The organism is Devosia sp. Micro-HW1, assembly GCF_056341075.1.
Window position 1 is genome coordinate 3,623,674 of the sequence record NZ_CP094375.1, and the last position, 15,846, is coordinate 3,639,519.

The 15,846-nt window shown below is 62.9% G+C and carries 17 protein-coding genes; 4 read left to right on the forward strand and 13 right to left on the reverse strand.

Annotation, left to right across the window (positions count from 1 at the left end):
* Positions 1–111 precede the first annotated feature (111 nt).
* Positions 112–729 carry an HD domain-containing protein gene (locus MQW79_RS17455; RefSeq protein WP_476585752.1) on the reverse strand — a complete coding sequence of 206 codons (618 nt, stop codon included), beginning with the start codon at positions 727–729 and terminating at the stop codon, positions 112–114.
* A 69-nt stretch (positions 730–798) separates the two neighbouring features.
* On the reverse strand, positions 799–1,629 hold the full coding sequence (gene ygfZ / locus MQW79_RS17460; protein WP_476585754.1) for a CAF17-like 4Fe-4S cluster assembly/insertion protein YgfZ: 831 nt from the start codon (positions 1,627–1,629) through the stop codon (positions 799–801).
* Positions 1,630–1,705: 76 nt separating this feature from the next.
* Here ygfZ and MQW79_RS17465 point away from each other — a divergent pair, with 76 nt between their 5' ends.
* Positions 1,706–3,031 (forward strand): dihydroorotase, encoded by a 1,326-nt coding sequence (locus MQW79_RS17465; RefSeq protein ID WP_476585755.1) that lies wholly within the window; start codon positions 1,706–1,708, stop codon positions 3,029–3,031.
* Between the two features lie 22 nt (positions 3,032–3,053).
* On the opposite strand, the gene MQW79_RS17470 is transcribed toward MQW79_RS17465, so the two are convergent.
* The 7 genes from MQW79_RS17470 to MQW79_RS17500 all read right to left on the reverse strand — a co-directional run bounded on the left by MQW79_RS17470 (position 3,054) and on the right by MQW79_RS17500 (position 9,154).
* A complete protein-coding gene (locus MQW79_RS17470; RefSeq protein ID WP_476585756.1) occupies positions 3,054–3,971 on the reverse strand; it encodes an HAD family hydrolase in 918 nt (305 codons plus the stop codon).
* An 89-nt stretch (positions 3,972–4,060) separates the two neighbouring features.
* Positions 4,061–5,677 (reverse strand): DUF5060 domain-containing protein, encoded by a 1,617-nt coding sequence (locus MQW79_RS17475; RefSeq protein WP_476585757.1) that lies wholly within the window; start codon positions 5,675–5,677, stop codon positions 4,061–4,063.
* An 85-nt stretch (positions 5,678–5,762) separates the two neighbouring features.
* Entirely contained in the window at positions 5,763–7,040 is a 1,278-nt protein-coding gene (locus MQW79_RS17480) for an ABC transporter substrate-binding protein (protein ID WP_476585758.1), read from the reverse strand.
* 235 nt (positions 7,041–7,275) lie between these two features.
* On the reverse strand, positions 7,276–7,818 hold the full coding sequence (locus tag MQW79_RS17485) for a hypothetical protein (protein WP_476585759.1): 543 nt from the start codon (positions 7,816–7,818) through the stop codon (positions 7,276–7,278).
* A 56-nt stretch (positions 7,819–7,874) separates the two neighbouring features.
* On the reverse strand, positions 7,875–8,153 hold the full coding sequence (locus MQW79_RS17490; protein ID WP_476585760.1) for a hypothetical protein: 279 nt from the start codon (positions 8,151–8,153) through the stop codon (positions 7,875–7,877).
* Positions 8,154–8,248: 95 nt separating this feature from the next.
* Complete coding sequence (locus tag MQW79_RS17495; RefSeq protein ID WP_476585761.1) at positions 8,249–8,590, reverse strand: TIGR02301 family protein; 342 nt, start codon at positions 8,588–8,590, stop codon at positions 8,249–8,251.
* Positions 8,591–8,752: 162 nt separating this feature from the next.
* The gene (locus tag MQW79_RS17500; RefSeq protein WP_476585762.1) at positions 8,753–9,154 is read right to left on the reverse strand and encodes an NUDIX hydrolase; all 402 of its coding nucleotides are present in this window, start codon (positions 9,152–9,154) and stop codon (positions 8,753–8,755) included.
* A 68-nt stretch (positions 9,155–9,222) separates the two neighbouring features.
* On the opposite strand from MQW79_RS17500, the gene MQW79_RS17505 reads away from it, so the two are divergent.
* On the forward strand, positions 9,223–9,972 hold the full coding sequence (locus tag MQW79_RS17505; protein ID WP_476585763.1) for an SOS response-associated peptidase: 750 nt from the start codon (positions 9,223–9,225) through the stop codon (positions 9,970–9,972).
* A 40-nt stretch (positions 9,973–10,012) separates the two neighbouring features.
* Here MQW79_RS17505 and MQW79_RS17510 read toward each other — a convergent pair whose 3' ends face one another.
* From MQW79_RS17510 to MQW79_RS17520, 3 genes are all read right to left on the reverse strand, one after another.
* A complete protein-coding gene (locus MQW79_RS17510) occupies positions 10,013–10,429 on the reverse strand; it encodes a hypothetical protein (RefSeq protein ID WP_476585764.1) in 417 nt (138 codons plus the stop codon).
* A 90-nt stretch (positions 10,430–10,519) separates the two neighbouring features.
* The gene (locus MQW79_RS17515; RefSeq protein WP_476585765.1) at positions 10,520–11,080 is read right to left on the reverse strand and encodes a hemerythrin domain-containing protein; all 561 of its coding nucleotides are present in this window, start codon (positions 11,078–11,080) and stop codon (positions 10,520–10,522) included.
* 219 nt (positions 11,081–11,299) lie between these two features.
* Positions 11,300–12,715, reverse strand: coding sequence for an FAD-binding oxidoreductase (locus MQW79_RS17520; RefSeq protein WP_476585767.1), 1,416 nt, complete (start codon positions 12,713–12,715; stop codon positions 11,300–11,302).
* Positions 12,716–12,863: 148 nt separating this feature from the next.
* Between MQW79_RS17520 and MQW79_RS17525 the strand changes: the two genes are divergently transcribed.
* Positions 12,864–13,505 carry a histidine phosphatase family protein gene (locus MQW79_RS17525; protein WP_476585768.1) on the forward strand — a complete coding sequence of 214 codons (642 nt, stop codon included), beginning with the start codon at positions 12,864–12,866 and terminating at the stop codon, positions 13,503–13,505.
* A gap of 69 nt (positions 13,506–13,574) precedes the next feature.
* Positions 13,575–14,690, forward strand: coding sequence for a chorismate synthase (gene aroC, locus MQW79_RS17530; RefSeq protein ID WP_476585770.1), 1,116 nt, complete (start codon positions 13,575–13,577; stop codon positions 14,688–14,690).
* Between the two features lie 167 nt (positions 14,691–14,857).
* Here aroC and MQW79_RS17535 read toward each other — a convergent pair whose 3' ends face one another.
* Positions 14,858–15,781 (reverse strand): MBL fold metallo-hydrolase, encoded by a 924-nt coding sequence (locus MQW79_RS17535; protein ID WP_476585771.1) that lies wholly within the window; start codon positions 15,779–15,781, stop codon positions 14,858–14,860.
* Positions 15,782–15,846 lie beyond the last annotated feature (65 nt).

The following is a 15,846-nucleotide window of genomic DNA, read 5'->3' on the forward strand; positions in this document are numbered from 1 at the left end:
TGATCTCCCGTTCTGTTCCAATTCGGCACAAGTGCCTTAACGGATCAGTAACCATCCGGTGCCCGGGGCGATATGGTAATTTGCGCTTAAGGTTAACACGTAAGCGCCCGGTCAGCTGGCGGAGATGGCGCCGCTAATGTCTTCAAATGACTGGATAAATCGCTCGTAGGCCTGCTGCGTGGGCCAGGGGCGGATCAGCTTTTCGAAGTCCAGGACGTCGAAGGCCGACTGGCCTGGAACTCCGAACAGCTTGCGGGCCTCGGGCGGGTCGAAGCCGGCCAGGTGCGTGGCCTCGAAGAATGCGGCTTCCTGATCGGCCTTCTTGACCAGCTTGCTGATGGCGGAAGGCATGGTCGCCGGCAGCGAAAATCGGAGGTAAATAGCCGCCAGCAAACCATTTTCGACCGTCTTGTAGCTGCCGCCGATCACCGCTTTGAAGGGAGAGATGATGTCGCCCACGACATATTCGGGCGCATCATGGAGCAGGCATTGCAACTGCGCCGAGAGCGGCATCTCGGGATTGGCCGAGCGAAACAGCTCGAGCACCAGAACGGAGTGCTGCGCGACGGAAAAGGGATAATCGCCAATAGTTTGGCCATTCCAGCGTGCCACGCGCGCCAAGCCATGGGCGATGTCTGAAAGCTCCACATCGACGGGCGAAGGGTCCAGAATATCGAGGCGGCGACCGGACAGCATGCGCTGCCAGGCACGGGAACTGGTGCGGGACATGAGGCTCGAATTTGCTAACGGACTGTTAGCGCGAACACTAGCAGATCGCCCCGATTCGAGAATGACACGTCATTCCGTGTCGTCGGTGGTGGTCTCGCCGAACGGATAGGTCGCCCACGAGGGCAGGGTGAGGGTGACTTTCTTCTCCCCGACCGTGACCGCTTCAAGATCGGTGATGCGGTCGAGACGAAGGATGGCGACAGCCTTGCCATCGACGACCTGGCCGACCGTTCCGGCTTCCCGACCGCCGGCGACGACCGCCTGGCCGCCTTCACCCGCTATGCCCGAGACAATGACCGGGCGACGGCGGGCGGTGCCGCGATGCTTCATGCGGGAGACGACCTCCTGGCCGACATAGCAGCCCTTGGCGAAGTCGATGCCGTCGAGGATGTCCATGCCGATGTCGTGGGCGAAGGTGTCATTGGCGGGGAAGTCGTTGCCCTGGACCAGGATGCCGGCCGCGATGCGGGCGCGGTGGAATTCGGAGTCGTCGCCGAGCCAGTCGGACGTCGCCTCCATGGGAGCCACGACGCGCCAACCCAGCGAGACGGTGCCACGGCGGTCGGCCTGACCGTTGGCCACGGTCTCCGGCGAAAAGCCGACGCGACGGCTGGCCCGCAGGTCATCGATCTCCACCTTGGCGCGCAGCTTGTACATGCGCATGCGCTTGGCGAAATCTTCGGCAACGCTCTGGTGCACGTCGAGCCAGATGGCGTCACCGGACCAGCTTGCCGAGCCCTCGGCGAGAATCTTGCCCTGCGGCGAGAGCAGGGCCCACCAATGCGCGAGCCCATCCTCGCCCGAGGGCATGATGCCAGTGACGACGTCATTGAGCAGGCGATATGCCTCGGGACCGGAAAAACGGAAGACAGCGCGGTCGGCACGCAAATGGATTGTCATGGTCGCTTGCCTCTCAAAGCCGCTGTCATCTATGTCTGGCGACAAGGCTTACAAATCATACGGCGGGACCGAAGACATGGCGCAGTACGACACGATTTTCAAGAACGCGACCGTGGTCAATCAGGATGGCGAAGGGTTTGCCGACATCGCGGTCAAGGACGGCCGGATTGCTGCGCTCGGCGCGATCGAGGGCAGCGCCGCCGAAGTCGTCGACTGCAAGGGCCTCCATATCCTGCCCGGCGTCATCGATACCCAGGTGCATTTCCGTGAGCCTGGGCTGACCCATAAGGAAGATCTGGAATCGGGCTCACTCGGCGCGGTCATGGGCGGGGTGACGGGCGTTTTCGAGATGCCGAACACCAATCCGCTGACCACGACGCGAGAGACGTTCGAGGCCAAGATCGCCGCCGGCACCAACCGCATGCACTGCGATTTTGCTTTCTATATCGGCGGCACCCACGAGAATGTCGGCGAGCTGGCCATGCTGGAAAAGCTGCCCGGTTGCGCGGGGGTGAAAGTGTTCATGGGCTCGTCCACCGGCTCGCTGCTGGTGCAGGACGATGCCGGGGTTGAAGCCATCCTGCGGGCCATTTCGCGCCGCGCCGCCTTCCATTCGGAAGACGAATACATGCTCGAGGAGCGCAAGCACCTGCGCGTGCCCGGTGACCCGAGCAGCCACCCGGTCTGGCGTTCGCCGGAAGTCGCGATGAGCTGCACGACGCGTCTGGTCAACCTGGCCCGCAAGACCGGCAAGCGCATCCATGTCCTGCACATCTCGACCAAGGAAGAAATTGTCTATCTCGCCGACCACAAGGACGTGGCCTCGGTGGAAGTGACCCCGCACCACCTGACGCTGGACGAGACGGCCTATACGCGCCTTGGCACCTACGCGCAGATGAACCCGCCAGTGCGCGACAAGGCGCATCGTGAGGGCATCTGGAAGGGTGTCGCCAATGGCGTCGCCGATATTCTGGGCTCCGACCACGCGCCACATACGCGCGAGGAAAAGGACCACGCTTATCCCGCAAGCCATTCGGGCATGACCGGCGTGCAGACGCTGGTGCCCACCATGCTTGACCATGTGAACAATGGAAAGCTCAGCCTGCAGCGCTTTGTCGACATGACCAGCCACGGCCCCAACCGCCTGTTCGGCATTGCCAACAAGGGCCGGATTGCTGTCGGCTATGACGCCGACCTCACCATTGTCGACATGAAGCGGCGCGAGACCATCACCAATGAGTGGATCAGGTCCCGCGCCGGCTGGACGCCGTATGACGGTGTTGCCGTCACCGGCTGGCCGGTGGGCACCATCGTGCGCGGCAATACAGTCATGTGGCAGGGCGAACTGGTGACGCCCAGCAAGGGCCAGCCGATGCGGTTCCTGGAATCCATGGCAGGGTAGTGGCGGCCATCAAGGGCGCCGTTCAGTGGAATACCCTGTTCCAATCCCTTTTCATGCTCACCAGCGTGAGGCCGTAGTCGTCCGCCTTTTCAAGCGCCTCGGAGAGCGGGCTCAGGGCGAAGTCGCTGTCATAGGCGTATTCGCGGTCAGCATCGTCGTGATGCAGCAGCAGGGAAAGCCGCGGCCCCGACCCGGTCTGGCAGTAGCGCAACATGGCGAGGTCTCCGTCGGAATTGCCGAAGGCGAAGATCGGCCGGCGACCGATATGGAGATTGATATTGATGACCTTTTCCTCGCGGTCATCAAAGCTGTTGAGCCCAGGCATCTTGATGATCTGCGCCCGACCGTCCCGCATCTCGAAATGGGCTTTCTCGCTTGATCCGATCACGTGGTCACGGGGCACGCCATAGACGTCCTCGGCAAAGGCGCGCATAAAATCGACGCCGCCGCCCGAGACGATGAAGATCCTGAAGCCGTTGGCACGCAGATAGTCCAGCAATTCTCGTTGCGGCTCATAGGTCAGGGCGGTGAAGGGCCGGTCCAGAGTCGGGTGGTCGGCGACGGCAAACCATTCCCGGGCAATGGCCTCAAACTCTTCCTCGTCCATCCCGGCATGGGTGGCGGCGAAGATTTTCATCAGTCCCTCTTTGCCGAATTCCTCGACGGCGGCGATGCCGTGATCCAGAAAGGCCCGATAGACCTCATCCTTGCGGAAGTCGGGGTTGTCTTCGGCGAGCTCGTCCAGCCGGTCGAGCAGGAAGTAAATCTGCACTTGAAAGGGCTGCTCACACCAGAGCGTGCCGTCATTGTCGAAGGTTGCTATGCGTTCCGAAGGGGGCACGAAGTCGGGGTTGCCCTTGCCGGTCACGCGGGCCACGAAGTCGTGGATGGCTGTCTTGGTCGGGCCGTCGGCCCAGCTGGAAAGCGAATTGCCGGTCATTGCGCACCTACTCCACTTAGGGTGGGGCGATCTCCCGCTGTCACGGCGCCGCAAAAGTCGCCATGGTCTGACAATTCGCGACGGCGATTTCAGTTTCGGTCTGCGGGTGATTTGTTACTTGCCTGCGACCGGCGGAGAACCAGCGCCAGATTGGGCTTGGGGTCGATGAACAGCAGGTCGCCGCGGGTGACTCGCTCTGCCACTGGCGTTTCCGTCATTTCCCAGGTGTCGAGCACGGCCGCGCTGTAATGCTGGTCGGGCGGCGTCGGCACGACCACCTCGCGGGGCTGTCGATGGCCGAGATAGGCGAGGTAATACTCACCCGGGACGCTGGCAATGGGATAGGGGAAGCGGACCCTTGGCCAGTCCTCCTCGCCCTTGGCGGGCTTTGACATTTCCGGGCCTGTCACATTGTCGGCGCCCAGTTTCATGATGCGATGATTGCGATTGTCCAGCATCGGGTCGAGAGCAGCATCCGGCGCCGCTTCCAGCACATCGCGCAGGAAGGCGATGCGCGAAACACTCTCGCCGGTCAGCCTGCCGCCCTTTGCCCACCAGAGCACTTCGGCGTCATTGTAATAGGTTTCGCCATGGGTGACGTGGCCGCCATTGACCACGCCCAGCCAGAATTTATGGACCATGTCGCGGCCGCTGATATTGCCCCATTGCTCGGCAATGTCGCCCTCGTAGCAGCATTCGTCGACCGAGACCGGCTTGCCGAAGCGCTCGCGCCAGAGCAGCGAATGCTCGGTTTCCGGGCGCTGGATGCTGACATGGGTGATGCGCGGATCGGTCCAGTCATAGAGCGGAAAGGCGTTGTGAATGGAGAGCAGGTGCCCGAACGGATCGGTGTCGGCGACGAGGCCGATCATGCGGTCCCAGTCGGCAAGCGACTTGTTTTCCATGAAGTCATATTCGTTCGCCATCGACCACCAGACATTGGGAAAGGCCGCGAGGCGCGCCACGATATAGCGCAGGTAGCGATCATCCTGCTCGGCGCTCATGCGCGAAAAGCCCCAGCGATCGTAGGGGTGGAGCAGGATCAGGTCGGCTTCGACGCCGATTTCGGCCAATTGCCGGATGCGCATTTCCAGGTGTTGGAAATAGGCGGGGTTGGGCGTGTCGAGGTCGAACTGCCAGCCGGCATCCTCGATCTTGTTGGGCCAGGTGCTGGAGCCCTGGTTGATCAAGGCGAAGGGATAGCGATCCGGTTCGTTCTGGTTGTAGCGATAGTGCTTGGGGAAGACGCACATGCGGATCTTGGTGAAGGGTGCGGCCTTGAGCGTGGCGAGGGTCTCTTCCTCGCGCGCATCACCCTGCACATTCCAGGCATAGGCGGTGGTGCCGATATTGAGGTAGCGCGTGCCATCGGCATGGCGGAAATGAAACTGGTCGGCGACGCGGACGGGACCATGATCGCCGGGCTGGGCAGGGCCGACCTGGAACGCGGCGGCGAGACTGTCGAGGGAAGGCGCATTGCTTGACGTGCGACACTGCCAGGGTCCCTCGCGATCGGGCAGGAAGCGGATGCGATAGGTGCCGTCTCCATCGTAAAAGCCCGGCACCTCAATGGAGCGCTCGCCCTGAGTGAAGGTCGCGGAGAGCGTGATGTCGAGATAGGGATTGCCACCGGCGGGGCCGGTCATGGTCAGCTCGTAGGGTGCCCAGACTGTGGCGGCGATAATGGGTAGGGCAATATCGGGCATGATATCCTGCTGCCGTAGCGGGCACTTTGGGGTCGAAATGATGAAGCCGGCACCGATGGTGCCGGCTTCTGTCACGCAAGGGCTGTCAGGCGCGGGCGAGGATGGCGTTGGAATCCTCGACATAGAGGCGGCCGGCCTCTGTGGTGTCGATCTGGCCGAAGGACACCTGCTGTGCCAGTTCGCGGAACTTGGTCTCCACTTCCGACGCACCGCGCGGTGGCGGGGGCGGAATGGGGGTCGCGACCGGGGTGACGGCCGCCACGAAGTCGAGCGAGCGGCGGGTGATGTCCTCCAGCTCGGGCGCCAGGATGGCCTGCATCGAGGGCGACGAGGGCACGCCACGCTCGACACCGAGGATTTTCACCCCGGTCGGGTTCATGACGAGGAAGTTGGCGAGCTTGACGGCATCGGCCTTGTGTTCGGAGGTGGCCGAAATCGACAGGTGCTGGGAGGGCCGGATGAACTGGCCCATGACGTCGCCTGCGCCCTGCGGATACATGGCCATGCCGAGCGGCTTGGTGGTCGCGCCCTGGAGCGCCACGACCTGGTTGGAATGGCCGAAATTGGTGCCGGTGCGGCCCTGGATGAGCAGGTTTTCGGCGATGGACTCAACGTCCAGCGCGGCGACGTCAGCGGGCGGGATGGCACCGCGTTCGCGGGCGGCCGCCCACATGTCGAACCATTCGGTGACCACATCGGCCGTCACGCCAACGGCCTGGCCGTCATAGAGCTGGAAACCCTTCTGGCGCACGTAGTTCTCGAAGACCAGCGCATTGCCGCTGCCATCGCTCATGCCATAGAAGTTGCTGTCGCCGGCCTTGGTCACGGCTTCGGCCATTTCGAACCACTGATCCCAGGTCGAGTCGATGGCGATGTCGGCATAGCCAGCGGCGCCGTAGGAATCCTTGTCGTAGTACATGGTCGTGGTGTTGTTGCCCAGGTTGATGCCGTAGAGCTTCCCATCGACCTTGAGCGCATCGACCGACGAGGCCGGCCAGTCGCTGATGTCGAGCTCCTTGCCGATATAGTCATCGAGCGGCTCGATCACGCCGCGCTGGGCATATTCGGCGATCTGGCTATAGCCGAGCTGCATGATATCGGGGGCGCCGCCACCGGCGATCTTGGTGTTGAGGCTGACGAAGTAGTCCGCGGTGGAACCCAGCGTCTCGGCCTCGACCTGCAGGCCGGGCTCGGTCGCCATGAATTCGTCGATGGCGTTCAGCGTGCGGTTCTGGCGATCCTGCCCGCCCCACCACATCATGCTGATCTGCCGCTGTTCCTGCGCCCATACGGGGATCGCCGTCATGGCGGCAGCGGCGCCGCCCAGTTGCAGCAATGTTCTACGATTGATTGACCGACCCATCATTTCCTCCTCAGGGCGCTGTCCACGACGCCTGTGATCCGCCTCTCTCAATGGGTGCGGACGCTGCGTCTTGTATGGAAGATAGCGCCTATTTTTGTCGGCTGTCACCTGCAAATGGAGGCATTTCGCGAAAAAACGCAGCTAAACGTATTTTCCGCAACAAAACGAAAGAGGATTATTCGTGATGACAGGCTGTTAGGGAGCGGCCGCGCGATGCGGGCCTGCGCAGGCGTGGTCAGTCCCCGGCGACGAAAGCCGTCCATTCGCCGTCTTCGGCAATATAGACCCGCCACCAGAACCAGCCTCCAAAGACGCCCATGTCGTCGAATTCCTCCGGCGTAACGAGACGATAGGCGTCGACGGTCTGCTCGGGCGTCAGGTCTTCAAGGTCGATCACGGCGAGGTAGGGCCAGACATAGCTGGCCTTGTCATCCTCGGAGGGGAGGATGGCATAGGGCATTTCGAGCAGGTTCCGCAGCAGCGCCAGCGTCGGCTGGCCCTCGGGATCCGTGCTCTGCTCGCGCAGATAGGCCACGGGATCGTCGGGTCCGCCATAGCTCACCGTGGGCGGGAAGTCCTGGGCGTCCATGATGGGACGGAGGTTTTCGATATTGCCGCTGCGCGTGGCAGCGATCAGCTGCTCGCGCATGGCCCGCACGGGTTCAGGCAGGGCGGCGAGGTCATCGCTGACAACGATATTGGCGAAAGGATCGAACTCATCCTGCGCCGTGGCAGGCGTCACGAGACCGGTGAGAAGTACAAGGGCGGCAAGGCGCATGGTCGATCCTCCTGATTGAAGGATCGGAGCTCACGCCTGGTCTGGCAAGCCGGATTCTATTGCAGGATGCGGTCGAGATTATACTCGCCGTTTCGGATCCGCTCGGGCAGCTGCTCGATGAGATCGGCAGTGGCTTCGTCGCCATGCATCTTCACGAAGGTGGCGAGCGCCGCGAACAGCGAGGCATGGGCCAGCGACGCCGAATCCAGTCCATCCTCCTCGGCGCTGTTCCAGGCCTCGGCCAGATATTCCAGAGCAAGCTGGCGCTCCGACTGGCTGCGGTCGAACGGGCCATTGCCCGAGGCGGGCGAAAAGATGGTCTTTGGGGTGCTCATGAATGCGGGCATAACATGGCCCAGTCTGCCTCGCGCGGAGGAAGTAAGCCGAAGGTTAACGGCGGGTAGGCAATTGCACAGATCTCTCTGCCTGGCTATTCGGCAAAACGCGTATGTATGTCCCGCGCAAGGCGCTGCGCCTCGGTCAGAAGCCGCTTCAGCGCTTCCTCGGAGGCCGGGGTGCACTGGCGGTGAAACCGCGAAAAGGCCCTATAGCCGGTGTTGAACGCCCCCGCCAGCCGCTGCCGGCGGTCCTCGTCGGGTTCATCGAGTGCAATCAGCTCTTCTGCCTGGGCCCGCCAGTCCTCGTCGCCGGCATTGCAGAGCGGCTGCAGGAAATAGAGGCTGCCCATGATTTCCGACAGGCGCTCCATCTGCCGCTGGTAGGGCGGATCAACGGCAAAAGCGGGGGCGGAGAGGAGGAGGGTGAGGAGCAAGACCACCAAACCCCCACCCTTGGTCCCTCCCCACAAGGGGGAGGGAGACGATGAACCCCGGCGCCGCAGACTTTCGCCTCCCTCCCCTTGATGGGGAGGGACCGAGGGTGGGGTGGCTAAGCGCTGGACTTGTGATGGGTGCAATTCGACCATATCCGAGTCCTACCAGCTTTGTCCCAGGGTCTTGAAGCACTCTCTGATGACATCATCGAGCCGTGATGTGGTCCGCAACGCAATGAGCATGCCCGGATCGACCCATTTATGGTCGCTGATTTCGTTCGAGGGCCTGATCTGGCCCACATAATCGGTGGTGGTGAAGACCGCGAGCCGATAGGTGCCGTCACGGCCCAGGGACTGGGTCAGTGCGTGGCGCGGATTGCGGATGACAAGGCCAAGCTCCTCCTGCACCTCCCGCATGGCGCATTGCTCGATGGTCTCGTTGGGCTCCATGCGGCCGCCAGGAAAGGTCCAGAGGTTCTGGTAGGGGGCAAAGGCGCGCTTGATCAGCAGGATCTTGCCATGTTTGACGATGCCGACGCTGGCGGCATTGGGGAGCTCGGTCATCTCGGGGAACGTGGTTTGCGATTCGGTTGCCGAGAGACTACCTCTGCAAGGGTAAAGGAGACACGCCCATGTGTGGTCGCTACGCGTCAACGTTGCCGCCCGAAATGATGGAAGAGTTGTTCAAGCTCTTGAACAGCGTCGAAATGGTGCCGCGCTTCAATATCGCGCCAACCCAGCCGATTGTGGCCATCTGGGAGGCCGAGGGGCGACGGGAAGCGCATTTTGCCCGCTGGGGCTTCGTGCCTGGCTGGGTCAAGGACCCGCGTGAGTTTCCACTGCTGGTCAATGCCAGGGCCGAAAGCATGGCCGAAAAGCCGGCCTTCCGTGATCGGGTGAGGCACGGGCGCTGCATCGTGCCGGCCAGCGGTTACTACGAATGGCATACCGGGCCCGACAAGAAGAAGCAGCCCTACTACATTACCCGCGCCGACGGGCGGCCCCTGGCGCTGGCCGGGCTCTATTCCACCTGGATGGGCCCCAATGGCGAGGAAGTGGATTCGGTGGCGACAATCACCGTTGCCGCCAATCCGCAGCTCTCGGAAATCCACGACCGCATGCCGGCGATCATGCTGACGGAGGCGCAGCAGGACGACTGGCTCAATGTGCGGGAAATCAGCGGACCGGAGGCGGCGCAGATGGCGCTGCCGCTGGCGGACGGGGTGCTGAAATTCCACCCGGTCTCGACGCGGGTCAATTCAGCACGCGACGATGATCCTGGTTTGATCGAACCGGTGAATTTGGGTGAGCCCGGACCCGAGCCCGTGAAGGCCAAGCCAAAGAAGGTCGCTGGCGGCGGCGGGCAGTTGGACCTCTTCTGAGAAGAGGCGGCATCCTCCCCGAGGGGCGGATGCATGCATGTCAGTTTGTCGTGGTGACGCTGGTCGTGGAGCCGGCATCATTGGCACCGGGCGAAGGCGATGCAGCCGGAGCTGCGCCGTCGGTCGGAGCATCTGCTATGAAACCGCCAGCGCGGCAGTCTTCGATGGTGATCGTGGTGATATCGAGCGTTGCGAAGTCAATCGGCGTCTCGCTCTCCGAGCTGTCGTCATCCGAGAAGGTCGGGGCAGCGTCATCAGCCGTGTCGTCAGTCGAGTCGGTGGCTGTCTCAGCAGTGCCTTCCGCCGCGAACAGCGTGTCGCAGTGGGCCTGGATATTGGCCACCTGATCCTCCGGCACGGCGGTGCCGCTGAGCGAATAGGTACCCTGGGCGAAGGCCGGGGCGGCAACGCTGAGGGCAAGAGCCGCTACCGAAGCAGCAAGCTGGAACTTGATCATCTGGAACTCCTGTTGTGGTTCATTCCCAGCACGGAACGGTCCACGCGGAGGCAGGTTCCCTGAAACGTATGATCGCCGGAGAGGCAGTCCCTACATGATCTCGAAGTAACCCAGCGCGTCGCCGATGGCGTCTTCCTCATAGTTGAGGTGGCTGATCAGCACCTTTTCGAGGGCCCGATAGACCGTCACCGCATCGTCGAAATGGCCCTGGCCGGGCTCGTCGGCCAGCTTGATCAAGGCATCGATCAGCCGCTCGAGCAGGGTGTGGACCACCACATGCTCGGCCTGCAGGCGATCGGCGATGGCCTTGAAGGCCGGGCCCTGCGTTGCGATCGATGGGAAGAGTGCGCGGTCTTCGATGGAATGGTGGTCGTGGACGAACTGGCAATATTGTCCGCAGAGCGTGCCGAAGCGGCGATAGTTGGAGACCATGACGAGGTCAGACGTCTCGGCCTTGATCTCTTCTGCGCTGGCTTCGCCTCGCGAGGCGCGTTCGATTAGCCGCCCGAGCACAGTCATGTTGTCGCGCAGATGGTCGTGGATTTGCCTGAGGTGTTCACCCGGATGCTTCTGCGCCTCGGTAAGGCCCGGCAATTCCGGAATTGGGGGACGCGTGGCGTCATCGAGAAATTGAATGTCTTTAAGCAGCATGGGGTGAGACATGGGCCGGGCAGGGGCTCGGCGCAAGAACGCACATTGAGGTGACTGGGTCACATGGGCGGGAGCGCCACGCTTTTACAGCCACCGTTCCGCCCTCGGGCTCGACCCGAGGGCCGCTCACGGCAGGAACTGATGTCGCAGTGGGCGAGGAGGAGACTGGTCCTCGGGTCAAGCCCGAGGAAGGGCCCGGGTTTGTGGAGGGCGAGCGGCCTAACCGAGCATCTTCCCCGGATTGAGGATCCCATTCGGATCGAGCGCGGTCTTGATGGCCCGCATCATGTCCAGCGCCACCGGGTCCTTCACCTGCCTGAGCAGCTCCGTCTTCAATTGCCCGATGCCGTGCTCTGCCGAAACCGAGCCATGCAGCTTGAGGACCACCTCATAGATGGCCTCATGCATGGCTTCGTCGAACTCGGCCATGAAAGCCTTGGGGTCGGCGCCAACGGGCATGGAGAAATTGAAGTGGATATTGCCGTCGCCCATGTGTCCGAAGGGCACGGGCCGGATGCCGGGTGACAGCTTCTCGGCGGCGGCGACCCCTTCTGCGATCAGCGCCGGAACGGCGGCGATGGGCACCGAGACATCGTGCTTGATCGAAGCGCCCTCGCGGCTCTGGCACTCGCTCATCTGCTCGCGGAAAGCCCACATGCGCTGCCGGTCCGCCAGGCTCTCGGCGACCACCGCATCCGAGATCAGCGCCTCTTCGAAGGCCGCCTCGAGTGCCGATTGCAGCGAACCCGGTGGCGTGCCCGCCATGCGGGTCAGCTCGATCAGCGCATACCAGGGCGAGGCGCTGGCTGTGGGGTCCTTGTCGAGCATGCCGTGACGGAGCTGTATGTCGAGGCCAATCCAAGGGATCAGCTCGAAGGCATTGAGGCGGCTGCCGACGCGCTGGCGCATCAACTGGAACAGATCGAGCGCCATATCGGGCGAGGCGACATTGACCAGCGCGGTCTCATAGTCCTCCGGCAGGGGATAGAGCTTTACTGTTGCGGCGGTGATGATACCGAGCGTGCCTTCGGCGCCGACCAGCAGATCCTTGAGGTCATAACCGGTATTGTCCTTCTTGAGCGCATTGAGACCATTGTAGAGCCTGCCATCCGCCAGCACCGCCTCGACGCCCATGGTCAGCTCGCGGGCATTGCCATAGGCCAGCACATTGACGCCGCCGGCATTCGACGAGAGCACGCCGCCAATACGCGCCGAACCTTGTGACGCCAGCCAGAGCGGGAACATGGCGCCCTCGGCCTCGGCCGCCCTGTGAGCGTTTTCGAGGATGACACCGGCCTCGGCCGTCATCACCCCGGCGGCAGCATCGATGGACCGGATGCGGTCGAGTTTCTGAAGGCTCAGGATCACCTCATTGCCAAACAGCGGTACCTGGGCGCCCACAAGGCCGGTATTGCCACCCTGCGGAATAACGCCGACGCCATTCGCATTGGCCCAGCGCAGCACCGCCTGTATCGCCGATACGTCAGGCGGGGTGACCACGGCCGCAGCAGTCCGATGGAAGCGCTTGCGCGGCTCGTTGAGCCAGGCACCCATTTTCGACGGGTCGCTCACCACATTGTCACTGCCAACAAAGCCCGTCAGGGCGGCGGCGATTTGGCTGGCGGCAAGGGACATGGCTGAATCCAAAACAGATGGGCAATGAAGGCGTTGCGCTTGCTTGGCGGCCCTTCCATGTGCCACAAGCGGGGCACTGACTCCAGCCGCAACCACTTCGCCTGGAAACGCTCTAGCAAAGGCCGCGCCTTGCAGCGCGGAAGGTCTCATGACTACCCCCGACTGGCCCGACTTCTATTTCGCGCGACACGGTGAAACCGATTGGAACCGGGAGCAGCGTTACCAGGGTAGCAAGGACATTCCCCTCAATCGGACCGGTCAATTGCAGGCCAATTCCAATGGCGTGCTGCTGCGCCAGATGCTGAAGCGCGATGGCGTCGATCCGGCATCGCTGAAATGGTTCGCCTCGCCGCTGAGCCGCGCCAGCGAGACCATGGATCGCATGCGCGCCGCCTTCGACGTAACCTTGCCTCCCGTTATCCACGATCCGCGCCTCATCGAGATTTCCTTCGGCCAGTTCGAGGGCCGGCTGCACGCCGAAATCGCCCGCGAACATGCTGCCCTGGCACCGGGCGAGCGCGAAGAGAGCTACTGGAATTTCCGCCCGCAGGATGGCGAGAACTATGACGACGTGGCGGGGCGCCTGCTCGACTTCGCCCGAGAGCTGACCCACCACGCCGTGGTCGTCGCCCATGGCGGCGTGCTGCGCGTACTCTGGCATCTGGTCGAAGGCACGCCGCGCAAGCAGGTGATGAACTGGCATCCGCCGCAGGGGGTAATCGCGCATTTCACCGGCGGACGCATGGTGCTGCATTCGGCAGAAAACATCTGGGGCGAACCCGTCGACTGACCCCGGCGCAAAACCGTTGCCAGCCTCGCGCCAAACGCTCTAGAAAGCCGGCATATCAGGGACCGCGCCATGTCATTCAATACGTTCGGGCATCTTTTCCGTTTCACCACCTGGGGCGAAAGCCACGGGCCGGCGCTGGGCGTTGTGGTCGATGGGTGTCCTCCGGGCCTCACGCTGACGCCGGAAATGATCCAGCGCGATCTTGATCGCCGCAAGCCGGGGCAATCCAAGTTCACCACGCAGCGGCGTGAAGCCGACGAGGTGAAGATCCTCTCGGGTGTTTTCGAGGACGAGCGCACTGACGGGCCACGCACGACGGGGACGCCGATTTCGCTGCTGATCGAGAATACCGACCAGCGCTCCAAGGACTATGGCGATATCCGCGACAAGTATCGGCCGGGCCATGCCGATTTCACCTATGACCAGAAATACGGCATCCGCGATTATCGCGGTGGCGGCCGCACCTCGGCGCGAGAAACCGCGGCGCGCGTGGCAGCCGGCGCCGTGGCGCGGCAGGTGCTTTCGGGCGTGACCATCCGGGCAAGCCTGGTGCAGGTGGGGCCACACAAGATCGATTACGCCAATTTCGATTGGGATCAGGTCGATCAGAACCCGTTCTTCTGCGCTGATGCCAAGGCAGCCGCGCTCTGGGCCGACTATCTCGACGGCCTGCGCAAGGATGGCAATTCGGCCGGCGCCGTCATCGAAGTGGTTGCCGAAGGCGTTCCGGCCGGCTGGGGCGCCCCGGTCTATGGCAAGCTGAGCGCCGACCTCGCTTCGGCGATGATGAGCATCAACGCCGTCAAGGCCGTGGAAATCGGCGATGGTTTTGACGCCGCGGCCCTGACCGGAGTCGAAAATGCCGACCAGATGCGGGCAGGCGAGGGGAGGCCGTATTTCCTTTCCAACCACGCCGGTGGCATCCTGGGCGGCATTTCCAATGGCGATCCGATCGTCTGCCGCTTTGCCGTCAAGCCGACGTCGTCCATCCTGACGCCACGCCAGACGGTGACCACTGCCAATGAGGACACCGACATCATCACCAAGGGCCGCCACGACCCCTGCGTGGGCATCCGCGCCGTGCCGGTGGGCGAGGCCATGATGGCGCTGGTCCTGGCCGACCACATGCTGCGCCATCGCGGCCAGACGGGTCGCGAAGGGGCGGTTGGGTTTCAGAGGAACTAGGCCTCCTCACCGCTCCTTTTGGAGGAGATGAGGAGAGGGCTTGCTATTCCAGCAAACCGCGCCGCCCTCGGGCCTGACCCGAGGGCCAATCGCCTCAAGCAACCAAGCAACCGTGGTGATGGATAGTGGTCCTGGGGTCGAGCCCGAGGACGGCTCGGTGGTTGAGACTAGGTGTTCGGCAAGCTCAGCCGCGTTCCGAAAATTCCCCGCTTCACTTTCAGCTGTCCCAATTCCTCCAGATATTCCACATGCGCCATCATGGTCATGCGGGCGGCCATGCGCACCTTGAGCGGCTGGGCCGGGTAGATGACTTTGACGACGTCTCCCACCGATTTCGCGCCATTTCTGACCGCGTCCAGCAGCTGCGCATTGCGCAGTTGCCGATGGTCCCGCAATGCGCTTGCATGGGCGCGGCCGTCGGCAATCTGATCGCCATGCGCCGGAAGGTAGCGGGCATAGGGCAGGGCGATCACCTTGTCGAGCGAAGCAAAATAGTCGGCCATCGAGCCATCGGGCACGGAAACGAGGGTGGAATTCCAGCCCATCACATGGTCGCCCGAAAGCAGGTTACCGGTGCCCACGACACCGAAAGCGATGTGATTGGCGCAATGGCCGGGTGTCGTGTGTACCGAGAGACGCATGTCTCCCGCCGCGATCACCTCGCCGTCCACCAGGGTTCGGTCGGGCACCAGATCCCAGTCGCATGACTTTCGGATCGGGTTGATCTCGAATCGTCGCAAGGGGCGCGACAGCCGATGTGGTCCGCCGAACCAGAGCGGGACGCCCAGTTCTTTCGCCAGCCTGCCGGCCGATGCGCTGTGATCGCGATGGGTATGCGTGAGAAGAATTGCAGAAACCGGACGACCAGCGATGGCAGCGAGCAGCGCGGCTTCGTGCGCGGCATCGACCGGGCCCGGATCAACGATGGCAAGCTGCTGATGCCCCACAAGAAAAGTGTTTGTTCCGGCATAGGTATAGGGCGAGGCATTGGGGGCGGTGACGCGGACAACGCCGTCGGCCACAGACACGGCGGTGCCGGTTTGCGGTTCGAAATCGGTGCTGTAGCGGAGTGTGGAAGAAGAGCTGGCCATTGCGCGTATGGTAACGAGAACGTAATAAGCTTCGGTCCGGACCAGACCGCCCCGGGAGGGGGTTG